The organism is Clostridium massiliamazoniense (assembly GCF_001403635.1).
Lineage (GTDB): Bacteria > Bacillota > Clostridia > Clostridiales > Clostridiaceae > Sarcina > Sarcina massiliamazoniense.
On the sequence record NZ_LN879468.1, the window covers coordinates 1952831 to 1970287 of the forward strand.

General features: G+C 30.3%; 18 protein-coding genes and 10 tRNA genes. 5 read left to right on the forward strand and 23 right to left on the reverse strand.

Going from position 1 to position 17457, the window contains the following annotated elements:
* The first annotated feature begins 124 nt into the window (after nt 1–124).
* The 3 genes from ARA19_RS16135 to ARA19_RS16145 all read left to right on the forward strand — a co-directional run bounded on the left by ARA19_RS16135 (nt 125) and on the right by ARA19_RS16145 (nt 3489).
* Nucleotides 125–1321, forward strand: coding sequence for a S8 family serine peptidase (locus tag ARA19_RS16135; protein WP_055071948.1), 1197 nt, complete (start codon nt 125–127; stop codon nt 1319–1321).
* A gap of 171 nt (nt 1322–1492) precedes the next feature.
* The gene (locus ARA19_RS16140; protein ID WP_055071949.1) at nt 1493–2488 is read left to right on the forward strand and encodes a DnaD domain protein; all 996 of its coding nucleotides are present in this window, start codon (nt 1493–1495) and stop codon (nt 2486–2488) included.
* Nucleotides 2488–3489, forward strand: a complete 1002-nt coding sequence (locus ARA19_RS16145; RefSeq protein ID WP_055071950.1) for an ATP-binding protein — start codon at nt 2488–2490, stop codon at nt 3487–3489. The genes ARA19_RS16140 and ARA19_RS16145 overlap by 1 nt, the downstream gene beginning before the upstream one ends.
* 104 nt (nt 3490–3593) lie before the next feature.
* Here ARA19_RS16145 and ARA19_RS16150 read toward each other — a convergent pair.
* The 11 genes from ARA19_RS16150 to ARA19_RS16200 form a co-directional block, all read right to left on the reverse strand.
* Nucleotides 3594–3671, reverse strand: a tRNA-Asp gene (locus ARA19_RS16150).
* A gap of 5 nt (nt 3672–3676) precedes the next feature.
* Nucleotides 3677–3752 (reverse strand) — tRNA-Val (locus ARA19_RS16155).
* Between the two features lie 5 nt (nt 3753–3757).
* Nucleotides 3758–3832: transfer RNA gene (locus ARA19_RS16160), tRNA-Glu, on the reverse strand.
* A 29-nt stretch (nt 3833–3861) separates the two neighbouring features.
* Nucleotides 3862–3937 (reverse strand) — tRNA-Thr (locus tag ARA19_RS16165).
* Nucleotides 3938–3943: 6 nt separating this feature from the next.
* A tRNA-Asp gene (locus ARA19_RS16170) sits at nt 3944–4021 on the reverse strand.
* A gap of 7 nt (nt 4022–4028) precedes the next feature.
* Nucleotides 4029–4104 (reverse strand) — tRNA-Val (locus tag ARA19_RS16175).
* Between the two features lie 17 nt (nt 4105–4121).
* Nucleotides 4122–4196 (reverse strand) — tRNA-Glu (locus ARA19_RS16180).
* Nucleotides 4197–4201: 5 nt separating this feature from the next.
* Nucleotides 4202–4279, reverse strand: a tRNA-Asp gene (locus ARA19_RS16185).
* A 6-nt stretch (nt 4280–4285) separates the two neighbouring features.
* Nucleotides 4286–4361, reverse strand: a tRNA-Val gene (locus tag ARA19_RS16190).
* Nucleotides 4362–4365: 4 nt separating this feature from the next.
* Nucleotides 4366–4440 (reverse strand) — tRNA-Glu (locus ARA19_RS16195).
* Between the two features lie 188 nt (nt 4441–4628).
* Nucleotides 4629–5204: a hypothetical protein gene (locus ARA19_RS16200; RefSeq protein WP_147574415.1), complete on the reverse strand. Its 576-nt coding sequence runs from the start codon at nt 5202–5204 to the stop codon at nt 4629–4631.
* Between the two features lie 215 nt (nt 5205–5419).
* Between ARA19_RS16200 and ARA19_RS16205 the strand changes: the two genes are divergently transcribed.
* Complete coding sequence (locus ARA19_RS16205; protein ID WP_055071952.1) at nt 5420–6667, forward strand: BaiN/RdsA family NAD(P)/FAD-dependent oxidoreductase; 1248 nt, start codon at nt 5420–5422, stop codon at nt 6665–6667.
* A 69-nt stretch (nt 6668–6736) separates the two neighbouring features.
* Here the strand turns inward: ARA19_RS16205 and ARA19_RS16210 are convergent, their stop codons facing one another.
* From ARA19_RS16210 to ARA19_RS16265, 12 genes are all read right to left on the reverse strand, one after another.
* Complete coding sequence (locus tag ARA19_RS16210; RefSeq protein WP_055071953.1) at nt 6737–7498, reverse strand: acyl-[acyl-carrier-protein] thioesterase; 762 nt, start codon at nt 7496–7498, stop codon at nt 6737–6739.
* 165 nt (nt 7499–7663) lie between these two features.
* Nucleotides 7664–8206, reverse strand: coding sequence for a ferritin family protein (locus tag ARA19_RS16215; protein ID WP_055071954.1), 543 nt, complete (start codon nt 8204–8206; stop codon nt 7664–7666).
* A 210-nt stretch (nt 8207–8416) separates the two neighbouring features.
* Complete coding sequence (locus tag ARA19_RS16220; RefSeq protein ID WP_055071955.1) at nt 8417–8599, reverse strand: DUF1858 domain-containing protein; 183 nt, start codon at nt 8597–8599, stop codon at nt 8417–8419.
* A 108-nt stretch (nt 8600–8707) separates the two neighbouring features.
* Nucleotides 8708–9175 (reverse strand): NUDIX hydrolase, encoded by a 468-nt coding sequence (locus tag ARA19_RS16225; protein ID WP_055071956.1) that lies wholly within the window; start codon nt 9173–9175, stop codon nt 8708–8710.
* A gap of 220 nt (nt 9176–9395) precedes the next feature.
* Nucleotides 9396–9908 carry an AmiS/UreI family transporter gene (locus ARA19_RS16230; protein ID WP_055071957.1) on the reverse strand — a complete coding sequence of 171 codons (513 nt, stop codon included), beginning with the start codon at nt 9906–9908 and terminating at the stop codon, nt 9396–9398.
* 304 nt (nt 9909–10212) lie between these two features.
* Nucleotides 10213–11046, reverse strand: a complete 834-nt coding sequence (locus ARA19_RS16235) for an urease accessory protein UreD (protein ID WP_055072136.1) — start codon at nt 11044–11046, stop codon at nt 10213–10215.
* A gap of 13 nt (nt 11047–11059) precedes the next feature.
* Nucleotides 11060–11671, reverse strand: a complete 612-nt coding sequence (gene ureG / locus ARA19_RS16240) for an urease accessory protein UreG (protein ID WP_055071958.1) — start codon at nt 11669–11671, stop codon at nt 11060–11062.
* A 119-nt stretch (nt 11672–11790) separates the two neighbouring features.
* Nucleotides 11791–12285, reverse strand: a complete 495-nt coding sequence (locus ARA19_RS16245; protein WP_055071959.1) for an urease accessory protein UreE — start codon at nt 12283–12285, stop codon at nt 11791–11793.
* Nucleotides 12286–12310: 25 nt separating this feature from the next.
* Entirely contained in the window at nt 12311–14026 is a 1716-nt protein-coding gene (gene ureC, locus ARA19_RS16250; protein ID WP_055071960.1) for an urease subunit alpha, read from the reverse strand.
* Entirely contained in the window at nt 14026–14349 is a 324-nt protein-coding gene (gene ureB / locus ARA19_RS16255; RefSeq protein ID WP_055071961.1) for an urease subunit beta, read from the reverse strand. Before ureB ends, ureC begins: the two co-directional genes overlap by 1 nt.
* A 16-nt stretch (nt 14350–14365) precedes the next feature.
* A complete protein-coding gene (locus tag ARA19_RS16260; protein ID WP_055071962.1) occupies nt 14366–14668 on the reverse strand; it encodes an urease subunit gamma in 303 nt (100 codons plus the stop codon).
* 574 nt (nt 14669–15242) lie between these two features.
* Entirely contained in the window at nt 15243–16526 is a 1284-nt protein-coding gene (locus ARA19_RS16265; protein ID WP_055071963.1) for an adenylosuccinate synthase, read from the reverse strand.
* A 128-nt stretch (nt 16527–16654) separates the two neighbouring features.
* Here ARA19_RS16265 and ARA19_RS16270 point away from each other — a divergent pair, with 128 nt between their 5' ends.
* On the forward strand, nt 16655–17254 hold the full coding sequence (locus ARA19_RS16270) for a superoxide dismutase (RefSeq protein WP_055071964.1): 600 nt from the start codon (nt 16655–16657) through the stop codon (nt 17252–17254).
* Nucleotides 17255–17457: the final 203 nt, after the last annotated feature.

Below are 17457 nucleotides of genomic sequence, written 5' to 3' on the forward strand. Positions count from 1 at the left end.
TAACTTAATTAAATCCATATTTTGAAACTTATCTAAAAACTCATCCCTTATTAACTTTCATTTTATATCACAAAAAAAACTCAATTCATATAATATATAGAAAGTACTATAGGAGTTTTAAACCATGTTTTTCAGTGAAAAAAAACTTTCTAGAGACCTTAATTTACTATTAAAAAAAGATCTCCTTACATCCTATAGAGTAATTATTGAATTAAAAAATAAAAATATACTTATTGATGATATTATAAAAAGGCTTAAAGGAGTCTTAATAAATAATATAAATTCTATCGGATTAGTCTCTGCAGAACTTAGTCCTTTTGCAATTAAAAGATTAATAGAATATCCAGATATTAAATTTATTTCTCTTGATGAATATTGCTTTTTGTGCGGCTTAAGTTTAACTACAGCAAACAAAGCAAGCTTCAGACAATATTCTTCATTAACAGGTAAAGGAATTTCTATAGCACTATTAGATAGTGGAGCATTTCCTCATCCCGATTTAATATCTCCTCAAAATAAAATTGCAGAATTTCATGACTTAGTAAATGAATATAAGTATCCCTATGATGATAATGGTCATGGCACAGCCTTAGCGTCTCTTCTTTGTGGCAGTGGAATAAGCTCACGATTTCTTTATAAAGGAATTGCTGAAAATGCTAATCTTATAATTTATAAGGTGTTCAATAAGCTAGGTCGGGCATATTTATCTGATATTTTCTATACCCTTGATTCTATAATTACTCAAATTCAAAATGGAACTATAATAAAATTACTTTTACTTCCATTTGAAAATTTCTCTACCAATTTGAAACATATAGATTATTTTAATGAACTTTTATCCATGTTAATTTCTTTGGGTTCAATCCCTATAATGCCTGTTGGTAGCAATAGCAATTCCTATAATAGCATTTCAGGGTTAGCTCTAAATAATAATAGTATTCTAGTTGGAGGCTTAGAAAATATGTCTAACTCTCCTAGCGCTTATAGCTTTTCATCCTGTGGTTCAAAAAAAATTGCTCCTTTAGTTTCTTTTTGTTGTAGTAATATTATTTGTGCCAATACTGACCCTAATTATATATCAGAAAGAAATTCTATTAAGCTCTATCCACATAAATTAAAAGATAATTATAAAACATTATCAGGAACTTCGGTTTCCTCTACTTATCTTTGCGGACTTTGTGCTTTATTATTAGAAAAGTATCCAGAGTACAATTTCAATGATGTAAAATCTAAAATCGAACTATGTTCCCAAGAAATTGATGGTCTAGATTTTAATCATATCGGAAAAGGAACCTTGAACCTAGAAGAATTTTTAAAATAATAAAATCAATATAGGGTTGACCAAATAACAACCCTATATTTCTTTAAATTAAATTGATAAATTTTTCCTTATTTCACATAATAATGTTTGTTGAGTGTTAAAAATCTCTTTGATATAATGGTTAAAGACGGTTTTTAAACTTATATAATTTTAAGAAAGGTAGCAAATATTATGAGTGCTTTTTTGTTAAAAAACTCAGGCCTTGATTTTACGCCTATTAGTAACATATTTATAGAAAAATATATGACCAAGGCTAGAGGTGAATTTGTAAAGGTATATATACTTTTACTTAAATGTAGTATTAGTGGTGAACCTGGAATAAGTTCATCAATTCTTGCTGCTAAACTTAATTTACTAGAATCTGAAATAAATAATGCATTAAAATATTGGAACGATGAGGGTGTCATAAAATTAATTCCTATTGATAAAATGAACAACTTCAATATAGAATTTGTTAATTTAGCTGAAAACTATGACCCAAAAGGCGAAAAATTAGATTTATTAAGTGCTTTAGATAATAAAAATACAAAAGAAATGCTAAAAGAAATTGAAATTTTACTTGGAAGGACTTTATCTTCAAAGGAAATGATTACTTATCTATCTTGGGAAACAGAACTTGGATTCTCTCTTGAATTAATTCTTTTCCTTATAGAATATTGTGTATCTAAAAATAAAAAAAGTGCTAGCTACATAGAAAAAGTTGCCCTTGCTTGGCATGATTCAGGAATTAAAACTATTGAAGAAGCAAATAGACAAATAGCTAATACCGAAGATAAGTGGGTAAAAATAAGAGAGGTTCTTAATTACTTAGGAATAAAAAATACAGATATAATGAAACCACAACAAGATATGATTGAGAAATGGCTTCTTGACTATAATTTTTCTACAGAAATCATATTAAGAGCTTGTAAAATCTGTTCAGAACGTTTAAACAGAGCCGATTTTAAGTATATAGATGGTATCTTAAGAAAATGGAATGAAGCTGGATATAAATCTCTAGAAGATATTCAATCTAAAGACATTCAAAAACAAAGTAATTTTAATAAGCAAAATAATTTCAAACAGCAATCTACTAAAGCAGTTAAAACTCTTAGATTTTCTAACTACGATCAAAGAGATATTGATTATGATGCAATAGAAGATGAATTGTTGGGGTGGGATGATTAATGATTAAAAGCTATAAAAGTGAGTTAATGGATTATTACGAAAATATTCGTAAAACTGAAAAAGATAACTTACACAAAAGAAAAAAAGAAATTGAAGAGAATCACCCTGAAATAATTAAGATGGATAATGAAATAGGTAGACTATCAGTAAAATTATCATTAACAGTAATGAAAAATTCTCCTGATAAGGATAAAGAAATATTAAAAATTAAGGATAGAATAGAAAGCCTTAGAGAACAAAAGTATGAGACTTTAGTTGCTAATGGTTATAACATGTTCTATTTAAATCTTAATTATAAGTGTGATAAGTGTAAAGACACTGGCTATGTAGGCATAAACAAATGTACTTGTTATAATAAAAATCTTATTAACATATATTATAAAAAATCTAATATAGAAAAACTATTACAATCAAATAATTTTAATAATTTTGATCTTGATAAGTTTAGAAAAGTAGCTATAGAGGGGGAACCTATGTCCCCTTATGAAAATATGCAAAGAAATTACGATAGAATTCAAAACTCCTATCTTAATAACTTTCATAACAATAATATGAATCTATTATTTTTTGGTAATTCTGGAACTGGAAAATCATTTTTCTCCCATTGTATAGCTAAATACTTAATGGATAATGGTTTTTTAGTTGTTTATAGAACTGCTGATGAGCTACTAAAAACACTTAATGAATTACGTTTTAGTAAAGATAAAAGTTCTACTTTAAAAGATTTAGAGGCTCTTTTATACGATTGTGACTTACTTATAATAGATGATTTAGGAACTGAATTAATATCTGATTATAATGTTACAGAGTTTTTCACGTTTTTAAATAAAAAATTATTAAACAATAAAAAAATGCTTATTTCAACTAATTTTTCATTGAATAGAATTAAAGAAAATTATGATGAACGTATTAGTTCTAGATTACTAGGTAACTTTACACCTATAAAATTTTTTGGTGATGATATTAGAGTTGAATCAAAAAGAAAAAAAAGAACACATTAATTTGTGTTCTTTTTTATTCTTAATTTTAGATAGTTATATCAATGATAGATTTTTCTAAGTTTTTTATTTTAAACATAAAAAAAGTCTTCAAATATTGAAGACTTTGGCGACTCAGAAGGGGCTCGAACCCTCGACCTCCGGCGTGACAGGCCGGCACTCTAACCAAGCTGAGCTACTGAGCCAAATATGGTGGTCGCAACAGGGATCGAACCTGTGACCCCCTGCTTGTAAGGCAGGTGCTCTCCCAGCTGAGCTATGCGACCTAATTTGGTGACCCCTAGGGGAATCGAACCCCTGTTACCACCGTGAAAGGGTGGTGTCTTAACCGCTTGACCAAGGGGCCTTACTGGTTTTTAAATATTAAATTTAAAATGGAGCTGACAATCGGAATCGAACCGATAACCTGCTGATTACAAGTCAGCTGCTCTGCCAATTGAGCCATGTCAGCATAATATGGCGACTCAGAAGGGGCTCGAACCCTCGACCTCCGGCGTGACAGGCCGGCACTCTAACCAAGCTGAGCTACTGAGCCGAATATTTGGTGGTCGCAACAGGGATCGAACCTGTGACCCCCTGCTTGTAAGGCAGGTGCTCTCCCAGCTGAGCTATGCGACCTCATTGAAAAGTTTAAATGGTGACCCCTAGGGGAATCGAACCCCTGTTACCACCGTGAAAGGGTGGTGTCTTAACCGCTTGACCAAGGGGCCATAAATGGCGACTCAGAAGGGGCTCGAACCCTCGACCTCCGGCGTGACAGGCCGGCACTCTAACCAAGCTGAGCTACTGAGCCAATATGTGGTGGTCGCAACAGGGATCGAACCTGTGACCCCCTGCTTGTAAGGCAGGTGCTCTCCCAGCTGAGCTATGCGACCTTGTTGGTGACCCCTAGGGGAATCGAACCCCTGTTACCACCGTGAAAGGGTGGTGTCTTAACCGCTTGACCAAGGGGCCTCATAGCTTACTTCCACATATTCAATGGTTTAAACTTTTCTTTTTTTATTTGTTCCGTCGTTCACGACTTAACATAGACTATAATACAGAAATTCTTTAAAAGTGTCAACAGTTTTTTTGTATTTTTTTTATTTTTTTTGACAGCTTTTATAAAAACCGTGATATTTACTCATTATTTAAAGATAATTTTATATATTTATTTTATCCATTTTCAAAATATTATATTTAATTTTTCTAACTTCTTTTAAATTTTCTCCATATAATTTCATTTTATTTTTTATTTTTTCCATCTCAAAATTAGATAATTCTAAAAATTTTTCTTTTTCTACTTCTTGAATATTAAAATAAAAATCTTTATTTTTAAATTTTTTACCATTAACTGTAAGATGTATAGGATACTTATTATTAATCATCAAATAACATTCTTTTTCCCACATATTTCTTCTTCCCACTATTCTATTTTCATCAATTAATATATTTATTGACTTCAAATCTTCTTTTGTAATTTTTTCTATTTCTTCTGTTAATAGCTCGTAAAACTTCTGTGGCATTCCTCTAAGTATTTTTATTTTTAATAAATCTTTGTTTTCTAATATTATATCTTCTACTTTATTTTCTCCACTTAATTCTACTTCATTTATAGGTATTTCCTTTAGTTTTCCTGCTCTTCCTAAGTTAATAACTACTTTATCATAATTTATTCTTTTAACTTTATACTCATGTCCTTTAATCTCACTGTTTTCACTTTTTATTGTTGCCTTCATAGCTATCACCTCAAATTTATTATTTGTAAAAAACTTTTTTATTATAAAAAATCTTAATTCTATTAACTCCAAAAATCTCCTTAATTTTTATAACAATTTATATATCCTAAATATAACTTATATTGATTTTTCTTAAGTTTCTCAATTATTCTTTCTTATGATAAAATCTATATTAATCACATTTTATTTTGAAAATTAAAAGGAGTGCTTTTTTTATGATATATCATGAATTAATTGTTTTAGGTGGAGGTGCTTCTGGGCTTATGGCTGCTACAGCAGCTAAAGATTTTGGTTTAGATGTTGCTTTAGTAGAAGGTAATGATAGAATTGGAAAGAAAATATTAACTACAGGAAATGGAAGATGTAATATAACTAATTCATTAATTTCATTTCCCTTTTTAAACTATCATAGCACTAATGATGGTTTTTACTGCAAGACACTTAATAAGTTTTCTGTAGAAGATACAAAAGCTTTCTTTTTAAACCTTGGATTACCTATAATAGAGCTTACTAAAGGAAGAAATTATCCACAATCTCTTCAAGCATCTTCAGTTGTGGATATTTTTAGATTTGCCTTAGAAGATAGAGGTGTACCTTTATATAATTCTTTTAAAGTATCTAAAATCGAAAAGAAAAAAGGAAAATATCTTTTATATACTAAAAATCAAGATATGGAGCCTATAAGCTGTTCTAAATTAATAATAGCTACTGGAGGTAGATCAGCTGTTCCAACTGGTTCAGATGGCTCAGGATACCATTTAGCTGAAAAACTTGGACATAAATTAATTAAACAAAGTCCAGCTATTGTACAGCTAAAATTAGAACATCCTTCACTAAAAGCCTTATCAGGAATAAAATTTGATGGCTTTGCTGAAGTTGTTAGTGACGGGGGATCTTTAAGAAAAGAGTTTGGAGAAATACTATTTACTAACTATGGAATATCTGGTCCCCCTATACTTCAAATTTCTAGAGAAGCAGCTAGAAGAGCTGTAGCAGGACACGATGTTAAAGTAGTGGTAGACCTATCACCAGGTAAAACACAAGAAGAAATTGAAAATTTCCTTGAAGGTCACTTTGCCATATTAGGACACAGAAAAGTTATTGATTCCTTAGTAGGAGTAATCAATAAAAAACTTATTCCTATAATCTTAAAAGAAGCTGGCATAAAGGATCTTCAAAAACCTTGTTATGATTTAACTTGGAAAGAAAAAGCTCAGTTATTTAAACTATTCAAACACTGGGAATTCAAATGTATTGATGGAAATGGTTTTGGTGCTGCTCAAGTTACAGTTGGTGGTATAGATACTACAGACATAAATTCAGAAACATTAGAATCAAAAATACAAGAAAACCTATACTTCTGTGGAGAAGTTTTAGATGTAGATGGAGATTGTGGTGGATTTAACCTTCAATGGGCTTGGAGCTCTGGTTATGTTGCTGCTCTAAGCTGTTCTCAAAAGTAAAATAAATTAAAAAGACTATAAGAAGTTTATTAAAATAAAGTTTCTTTATAGTCTTTTTTATTCTAATTTTTATTTTCTTTTTCTCCATTTAAATTCCATAACATTAACTTCTTCCTCTAAATGATTATAGAAATTATAAACAGATCTATATCCATTTTCTATTTCAGTTAATGCTGCATTTATCTTTACATCAAATTCCTTTTGCATTTCTTTTTCAAATTTTATTTTTATTTCTTCTATTTCATAACCTTCTAACACTTCATTATCAAGGGTATTTAAAGCCCATTCTATGTACCTAACATTATTAACATGTTTATTACTATCTGTATCGGTATTTCTTATTTTAAATATCTTCTCAGCTTCTATAGGGCTAATTTGATCAATAATTACTCTCTTAGGTTTCTCAAAAGCTTTTTTCTCTACACAATAAATTTCATAATATCTATCAGGTATTTTGCATAATCTTCTCTTATTCATATCTATAGTTACAGCTAAAGCTTTACCTTCTATAACTACTTCTCCCTTACTGTCTTTTACTACATAAATTCTAGTAGCATAAAATTTCTGCATACTTTCTACCCAAGTAGTAATTTCTAACTTTTCTCTATACATTGGATATCTATTAATTTTAACAGAACAGTCTAAGTAAACTTGAGCTATTCCATTAGCAGTTTCTTCTAAAAAATTTAATCCTCCAGCTTCTCCATGTCCTAAAGAAACATCAGTAAAAAAGTTCATTATAGAAGTTACCCTACATTTATAGTCTTCGTCTATATCACAAAACATAATTTCATAATTTTTTTTATAAAAATCATTTTTTATCTTATCCATAACAATCTCCTCTTTAGTTAATTATTCACAATAAATATTATAATACGAAAACATACTATTTATTAGGAAAAAGTTAAAAGTTATGATATAAAAAATAATCTTTAAAATTTTCTTACGCCTATTTTTTTCTTTTTAAAACAAAAAAAGCCCCAAGGGGCTTTTATATTATTGGAAGTATCTGTTTAATAATCCTGCGAAAGCTTTTCCGTGTCTAGCTTCGTCTTTACACATTTCATGAACTGTGTCATGTATTGCATCTAAGTTTAATTCTTTAGCTAATGTAGCTAAATCTTTTTTACCTTGGCAAGCACCGTGTTCAGCATTTACTCTAGCTTGTAAGTTAGCTTTTGTATCAGCTTCTACAACTTCTCCTAACATTTCAGCAAATTTAGCTGCATGTTCTGCTTCTTCGAAAGCTATTCTTTTATAAGCTTCTGCTACTTCTGGATATCCTTCTCTATCAGCTTGTCTTGACATTGCTAAGTACATACCTACTTCTGTACATTCTCCCATAAAGTTAGCTTGTAATCCTTCGATTATTCTTGGATCTACGTCTTTAGCAACTCCAACTCTATGCTCATCAGCGTATACCATTTCTCCACTTTGTTCCATGAATTTATCAGCACCTACTCCACAAACTGGACATTTAGCTGGTGCAGCTTCTCCTTCATAAACATATCCACATACTGTACAAACAAATTTTTTCATAATTTAATCCTCCTAAAAATATCTCATTTATTCAATTTATTTATTTAAATCTCGTTGTTTATTAACCTTATGTGTTTATTATATAATAATAATTATTATTTAGCAATAGTTTTCCGATAATTTTTTTAAAATTTTTTTACATAAAAAAAACTTAAAAGGGACTGTATCATCTACTGATAAAGTTCCTTTTAAGTCCAAGACATAAGTCAATTATTTATTTAAAGCCTCTAATAAAGTTTCTAAATTTAAACCGTGTACCATAGCTGCTTCTTCTACAGTTTCTCCTGCTGATGATGGACATCCTACGCAACCCATACCCATTTCCATTAATACTATAGCTTTGCTGTTATCTTTGCTTATTATTTCTCCAATTGTCATATCTTTAGTTATCATATTTTTCAACTCCTTAATGATTGTATGTATTAAGATAATTATACTAAAGTAAACCTTTAATTTCAACTAAAATAGTAGGAAATAAGTCTTCTCCTACTACAATAGAAATTAAAACTTAATTTCTTTTTTTGCTTTACTTATTACTATTCTATCTGGTGGATTTATTTTGTCCATTGATGGTAATTCATTTTTAGAAAAACTTTGAACATCTATAGTTTCTATAGAATCCCCTTTTATCTCTCCTTCATATTCATTGCAAATATATATAACCGAAGCATTGTAAATTTCATCTCCATTAGGATAAGTATAATGACATTGCTCCCCTGAAAAAACATCAAATAGCTTTAAATTCTTCACCTTAAGATTAATTTCTTCCTGAGCTTCTCTTATAGCTACTTCTTCAAAGGTTTCACCAGGCTCCATTGACCCTCCTGGAATTCCCCACATTTTATTATCACTTCTTCTTTGTAATATTAATTTATTATTCTCATCAAATATTAAAACCCCTGCAGAAGTCATTATTAAGGGTCTATTTGAGTTTTTTAATTCTTTTCTTAAATTTATTATATAGCCCATCTTATCCTACTACTCCTTTATTTCTCCTACGCAACTTAATTGCATACTCTTAAAACTACTATTTCTATTGCAATTAAGCCTTATGATTCATTTAATTCACAATCTTATTATACCAAATTAAAGCTGTTATTATGTGAAATTAACATGTTTAAGCTATAAAAAAAGACCATATATAGATTGGCCTAATGCCTTTTCTATATACAGTCTTATTATCTTTATCTTAGTGCCAGTGGTTTGTTAACATTAAGAATCCTGGTATCCAAGCTGTTACGATACCCTCGAATACTCCTAACCAACCAACGAATGAGCCAAGGTTTTTCTTAGCAACACATTCAACCCATCCAGTGAACCATAGAACTCCCCATAACCACCAGATAACTGCCATTTTCCAACCATGACCACCGTCCCAGCATAATATACCAGCTGGAATTGAGTTAACAGCAACGAATAAGCTATACCAACCATATGGTCTTGTATCTAAATCAAATATTCCATTGATACCTACATAAAGGTATGTGAAACCAAATAGTAATCCAGTAGCTGATGAATAGTAACTTGAAATTCCGCCACCTGAATATAAAGCGTATCCTGCAGTAATAAAGTTTAAGAATAGTGAAAGTCCACCATTAAATAAGTTCATGACAGCAGCTGATTTTGAATCTACTTTTTGTAATCTGCTGACACCGTTACTGAAAAGTGTAATCCCTACGTATAGTAAAGCTTCTCCTAACATATTAAAACCTCCTCGTTTTAATATGACTACCTAAAATACTAATATCACATTAGTTATATTTATCTTTTGTGTATAAAATTTAGTTATAATTTCCATAAAGTTTTATCATCTACGGTTTATGTAGCTCTTATATAAGATAAGTTGATTAAGGATCTTATATAAATCGATATTATCTTCTATAGCTAATCTGAATCTCAGCAAATTAATTGCAGTCATATTTTTCATTTGTATTTTTATTTATCTAATATAACTATATTGAAAAAATATGGTTATAAATTAGCTAGTCTTATGTAAATATCAATTATTAATATTTACGTATATTTATTGGACCTAGTCCAAATAACTTTTCTCTTAAGTGATAATGTACTTCATCTATAGCTTTTTGAATTTCTTGAGTTAAATTTCCTAAAACTCTTATTATAAATCCATTAGATTCTAAAGAAGATACTCCAAATTTAACATCTAGTTCTAAAGCATTAATAAGTTCTCTTGCTTTTTCAACATCTTCTTCTGTTATTCTACTATCAACAACAACCATTGTTCCAAAGTTAACGTATCCTTCTAGTAATCCTAGTTCAGTTACATCATACTCCCTTGGATTTAATTGTAAGTTATCAAGTAAAAGAAGTTTATTATCTACATATATTTTATTTCTCATTCTAACGGCCTCATATTGGAATTTAGCTCCATCTGGTGACCATCCTGATGTTATTCCATCAGTGTATATTAAAGTTGAGTTTTTATCCATATAGATTGTTGTATCTTGGTTATAAACAGCATTTTTATAAAGAATAACACTATCTGAAATATACTCTAAAACTGAATTTTCTTCCATTTTTATAGTAGTTTGTTGATATGATGCTTCTTTATTTTTTTCACATTTATAAACCTTTGTAGGCGCTTGAGTAGTTATTATTACTTTAGCATCTTTTTTTAATGTGATTGAGTTTTTATAAACTTCACCTTCAACATATCCACCACCTAGGTGTAATAAGAAATAACATGGTGTTTTTTCTCTTCCTAGATATATAGCTGGAGATATTTTAGAAGCTCCTACAAATTGACTTGTAGTTGCAACTGTTCCATTAGGTAAGTTCTCTAAAACAAGCTCAGTATCACCTGCTATTTTACTTTTCATATCATTAATCATCTTATGAAATTCCCTCTAATAAACATTTTTCTTTTATCCATTTTATAACAGAGTTTATTCCTTCATCTGTTTTAAGGTTAGTGAATATAAATTCTTTTTGTCCTCTAAATGTTAAAGTATCTTGTTTCATAACTTCTAAGTTTGCTCCAACATATGGTGCTAAATCTATTTTGTTTATTATGAATAAATCACTTTTGATCATTCCTTGACCTGCTTTTCTAGGTATTTTTTCACCTTGAGCAACGTCTATTATGTATATTGAGAAATCAACTAAATCTGGACTGAATGTAGCAGCTAAGTTATCTCCACCACTTTCTACAAATATGATATCTAAGTTATCAAATTTATGTTTTAATTCCTCTACAGCAGCAAAGTTCATTGAAGCATCTTCTCTGATTGCTGTGTGTGGACATCCACCAGTTTCAACTCCAACTATTCTGTCTTCATCTAAAACTGAGTTTTTAACCATGAATTTAGCATCTTCTTTTGTATAAATATCATTTGTTATTACTGCAAGTTCATAATCACTTGCCATTTGTCTTGTTAATCTTTCTATTAAAAGAGTTTTACCTGCTCCAACAGGTCCTCCAACACCAATTACTACTGGTCTCATAACAAGTACCTCCATATTTAAAAAATATTTTGCTGATTTATGTAAGTTTATCTTGAGAGGGAGAGCCCCTCTCTTTTAGATAAACCACAAGATTTTAAAATAAGTCATTTTAGAATTAATTAATGTATATGTCCAGTATCAATATTTCTAAAAGGCTTATCTAAGCTCACCTTTTCTTTTGAATATTCTATATTGCTTGCTTTCAATATTTCTTCTATTCTACTATCACATTGTAATAACATCTTTCCATGCTTAAATTGAGCAGGTAAATGTCTATTTCCAAGTGAATGAGCTACTTGACCCATTTCTATCATACTCTTAGGCTCAATAACTAAAACTTCATCAGTTGCTATAGTTACTACAACTATATTATGCCCATCTTTTAGAATAATATCACCATCTTTTAATATTTTTCCTTCGATAGAAATTTCATATTCATGATTATGGTCAGAAACAACCTTTAAACCGTTGCATTCCATTGGTTTATCAAGGACTACAGTTTCAATATGATATTGATTTATATCATCATGGTGATGATGATGCTCTACTTCATCATGGTGATGATTTATACTATTTAATTCTTTTATATTTCCAAATAACTTATTTAAAACCATTTATATTCCTCCAAATACTTATCGATTAGAATAAGAAGTATCTTTGAGCCATTGGTAAAACTTCAGCTGGTTCACAGTCTATAAGTTTTCCATCAACTGTAACATCGTAAGTTTGTGGATCTACTTCTAATTCAGGCATTTGATCGTTAAGTTTCATGTCTTTCTTAGTTAAGTTTCTGATTCCTCTTACTGGAAGAACTATTCTCTCTAATCCTAATTGTCCTTTTATGTCATGGTCGTAAGCATATTGTGATACGAATGTAGCACAAGTTGTTCCGATAGCTTTACCATAAGCACCGTACATATTTCTTAATAATTCTGGTTGACAAGTTGGTATTGAAGCGTTAGCTTCTCCCATAACTGAAAGGTTAATCATACCACCTTTGATTACTATCTTAGGTTTAACACCGAAGAATGCTGGATCCCAAACTACTAAGTCAGCCATTTTACCAACTTCAACTGATCCTATGAATTCTGATACACCGTGAGCGATAGCTGGGTTGATTGTGTACTTAGCAACATATCTCTTGATTCTGTTGTTATCGTTGTACTCTGAGTCACCTTCCATGATTCCTCTTTGTTCTTTCATTTTTCCAGCTGTTTGCCATGTTCTAGCTATAACTTCTCCGATTCTTCCCATAGCCATTGTATCTGAACTCATGATACTGAATACACCCATGTCGTGAAGAATATCTTCAGCAGCGATAGTTTGTTTTCTTATTCTTGAGTCAGCGAATGCTATATCTTCTGGAACTTTAGCATCTAAGTGGTGACAAACCATAAGCATATCTAAGTGCTCAGCTATTGTATTAACTGTATATGGTTTTGTTGGGTTTGTTGATGCTGGTAATACGTTTAAGTGTGAAGCCATTTTTAAGATATCAGGTGCGTGTCCACCACCAGCTCCTTCTGTATGGAATGTATGAATAACTCTTCCTTTAATAGCTTCTATTGTATTTTCAACGAATCCACCTTCGTTTAATGTATCTGTATGGATTGCAACTTGAACATCATATTCGTCAGCAGCAGCTAATGAATAATCTATAGCTGATCTAGTAGCACCCCAGTCTTCGTGAATTTTTAATCCACAAGCACCAGCTCTGATTTGCTCAGCGTTAACTTCTACGTTAGCTCCGCTACCTTTTCCTAAGATACCAACGTTTACTGGAAGTCCTTCGAATGCTTCTAACATTCTATGTATGTTCCATTCACCTGGAGTACAAGTTGTTGCGTTAGTACCATCGTTAGGACCAGTACCTCCACCTATAACAGTTGTGATACCACCGTGTAATGCAACTTCTGCTAAATCTGGGCTGATAAAGTGAACGTGTGTATCAATACCACCAGCAGTTACTATGCATCCTTCTCCTGCTAAAGCTTCTGTACTAACACCAACTATAAAGTCAACGTTATCCATTCCGTGTGGGTTACCACCTTTACCGATAGCAGCTATTTTTCCGTCTTTTATACCGATATCAGCTTTGTAAATTCCAGTGTAGTCTACTATAGTAGCTCCTGTGATTATTAAGTCAACTACTTTAGGGTTCTTTCTAGTTTCGATTGAGTTTTGACCCATACCGTCTCTTAAAGATTTACCACCACCGAATTTACATTCGTCTCCGTAAACTGTTAAGTCTTTTTCTATTTTTAAGAATAAACCTGTATCTGCAAGTCTTATACTATCTCCTGCAGTAGGTCCAAATAAATCTGAATAATGTTTTCTATCTATTTCAAAGCTCATTACTTTCTACCTCCTTCATCTAGGAATCCATCTACTTGATTGTTTAATCCGTATACTCTTCTTACTCCAGCGATGTCTATTAATTTAACTATTTTCTCATCACCTGGCTCGAATCTTACAGCTGTTCCAGCTGGTATATCTAATCTCTTACCAAAAGCTGCTTCTCTATCAAATTGTAAAGCTTTGTTTACTTCTGGGAAGTGGAAATGTGATCCTACTTGAACTGGTCTATCTCCTGTGTTAGTAACTTTAAGCTCGATTGCTTCTCTACCTGCATTGTATTGTATTGCTTCTTCTGCTAATTTGTATTCTCCTGGTATCATAATTCAAACCTCCTTATTATTGAATAGGGTCATGAACAGTTACAAGTTTAGTACCATCTGGGAAAGTACATTCAACTTGAATTGCATGAATCATTTCTGGAATTCCTTCCATAACTTCATCTCTTTTTAAGATTTTTCTGCATTCATCCATTAATTGTTCAACTCTTTTACCTTCTCTAGCACCTTCCATTATTGCATCTGTAATAAGTGCTACTGATTCAGGGTAGTTTAATTTGATTCCTTTAGCTAATCTTCTTCTAGCAACATCAGCTGCTACAACTATCATTAGCTTTTCTTGTTCTTTCATTGATAATCTCATTTACTAATTCCTCCTTTATATTAAGAAATTTTATAATAACATTTATAAAAGTTATTACCATTAATTAACTATTTCAATATATTGCACTGATTTGTTTAAATAAATTTTAAAATTTATTTATAGGTTGTCCAAAATATTAAGTCTAAACTTAACTAATTTTGTGCACATCAACGCAACAAAATTTAAATTTATTAAACTTATTAAAATCAATATCGAAGTTCAATATCTAATTACAATTTAAACTTTTCGTTCTTATATGTCAAACAAAGTGATTATTAAAATTCATTATTTATCCTTTTATTTTCTTCAAGTTTTTTCAATAAAAAGTCTTTTTTTTGTATATTTAATAAAATTAATTCCTTTTCTAATAAATAAACAATAAATTTTACTATTTGATAAGAATGTTAATAAACTTAAAATTATATTAACATTCTTTACACTGATACTGCCTATAATATTCATTTTCCATATTTTTTCTTGGTAAATATTATTGAATTCTTACTGATTATTATAATTTTTTCTTAAATTTATCTAATTAAATATAATATGTAATTAAATTAGAATTGTATTTTTATTAATAATTTATTCTTATTGTTTGACTTCTCTTCGGTCCTACAGATATTATAGAAACTTTTGTTTCAGTTAACTCCTCAATTCTCCTTATATACTTCTTAGCATTCTCAGGAATATCTTTATAATCACTTATTTTTTCTATTTCTTCACTCCATCCATCAAATTCTTCATAAATTGGCTTACATCTAGCTAACTTTTCTAAACTTGCCGGAAAATAATCTATTTTTTCTCCATCTAATTCATAGGCAATGCAAAGTTTAACCTTGTCTAATCCAGCTAAAGTATCTATTTTAGTAATAGTAAAAGAAGTTAAACCATTAACCCTTGCTGATTTTTTTAATATTACAGTATCTAACCACCCACAACGTCTAGACCTTCCTGTTGTTACCCCATATTCATGACCTTTTTCCCTTATCCATTCTCCTATTTCATCATTTAATTCTGTAGGAAAAGGCCCTTTGCCAACTCTCGTTGTATAAGCCTTAGCTATTCCTAGAACCTCATCAATTAAATTTGGTCCTATTCCTACACCACTTGCAACACCACAGGATGTTGTATTTGATGATGTCACATAAGGATATGTTCCATAGTCTATATCTAATAACATTCCTTGAGCCCCTTCAAATAATATATTTTTCTCATTTTTTATATTTTTAAATATTTCTACAGATGTATCTTTAACAAAAGGCTCTAATCTTTTTGAGAAGTTATTATATTGATCAAATATTTCCTCAAATTTTAATTCTTCTCCATTTAACACTTCCTTTATATATTTATTTTTTATCTCTAAGTTTCTTCTAAGCTTTTCCTCAAAAATTTTATTATCTATTAAATCACAAACTCTTATACCTATTCTCTCAAATTTATCTGTATAACATGGACCAATTCCCTTAAAGGTAGTTCCAATACTATGGCTTCCCTTCATTTTTTCACTTAATTTATCAATTTCTATATGATAAGGCATTATAATATGAGCTCTATCGCTTATTATTAATTTTTTCGGAGTTACATCTACTCCTAAATCCTTTAAATAATCAATTTCTTTAAATAGAGCTCTTGGGTCTACAACTACTCCATTTCCTATTACATTTAATTTATCTTCATATAGTATTCCAGAAGGAATTAAGTGCAATTTGTATTGCTTCTCTCCTACCTCTACAGTATGCCCTGCATTATTCCCACCTTGAAATCTGACAATAACATCTGCATTTTCTGCTAAATAATCTGTCATTTTTCCTTTTCCTTCATCTCCCCATTGTGCACCTACTACAACAAATGATGACATTCCTAAAATCCTCCTCAAAGTAAAATTTATTATTTTCCTTAGTATTATTCAAAATCTATCTATTTATAATAAAATTTTAACTTCTGCATAAAATTATAAAGAATTATATTATATAAGGAGAAAAACAAATGAAAGAACTTACAACAAAAAAATTTAATTTTCAATCTATAAACGGACTTAGTGAAAAACAACTTGATGCTCATTTCAAATTATATAAAGGTTATGTTACTAAAGTTAATGAAATCTCTCAATTATCTAAGAATCCTGAAGACTTTAAAGGTTCAAATCCTACTTTTAGTGAAATGAGAAATCAAAAATTAGGTGAAACTTATGCTCTAAATGGAGTAAAATTACATGAATTATACTTTGAAAATATTTGTGATCCTAAAGGGGAACCTAGCGAAGAATTAAATAAACTTATTAGTGGTTGCTTCAAAGACAAAGATGAAATGATTGCTTATTTAAAAGAAGTAGCTTTAAGTGTTAGAGGATGGGCTATTGTTGCTTTAGATTGCCTAACTCAAAGCCTTAGAGTTATTGGAGCTGATTTACATGATTATGGTGCTGTTTGGGGTGCAACTCCTATTATTGTAATCGACGTTTATGAACATGCTTACTTTATGGATTATGGTTCTGATAGAGGAGCTTACCTTGATAAAATCCTACCTAACTTAAACTGGGATGTTATTAATGAAAGAGTAAAAAAAGAAGCTTCTAAGTGGAGCTAATTTTTTAACAATAAGAGGATGTATCAAATTACAGATACATCCTTATCTAGCTATATAGGTTCACCATTTGTGACCACTCACCTACGCAAAGAAGCTCTAATACTAGTTCAATGGTCACAGCATTTTGTACCTATATAGCTATCTCGGCAGATAAAAAATACATTTATAAAAGTAATATAAATTAAGGTGCTGATTTGATACAG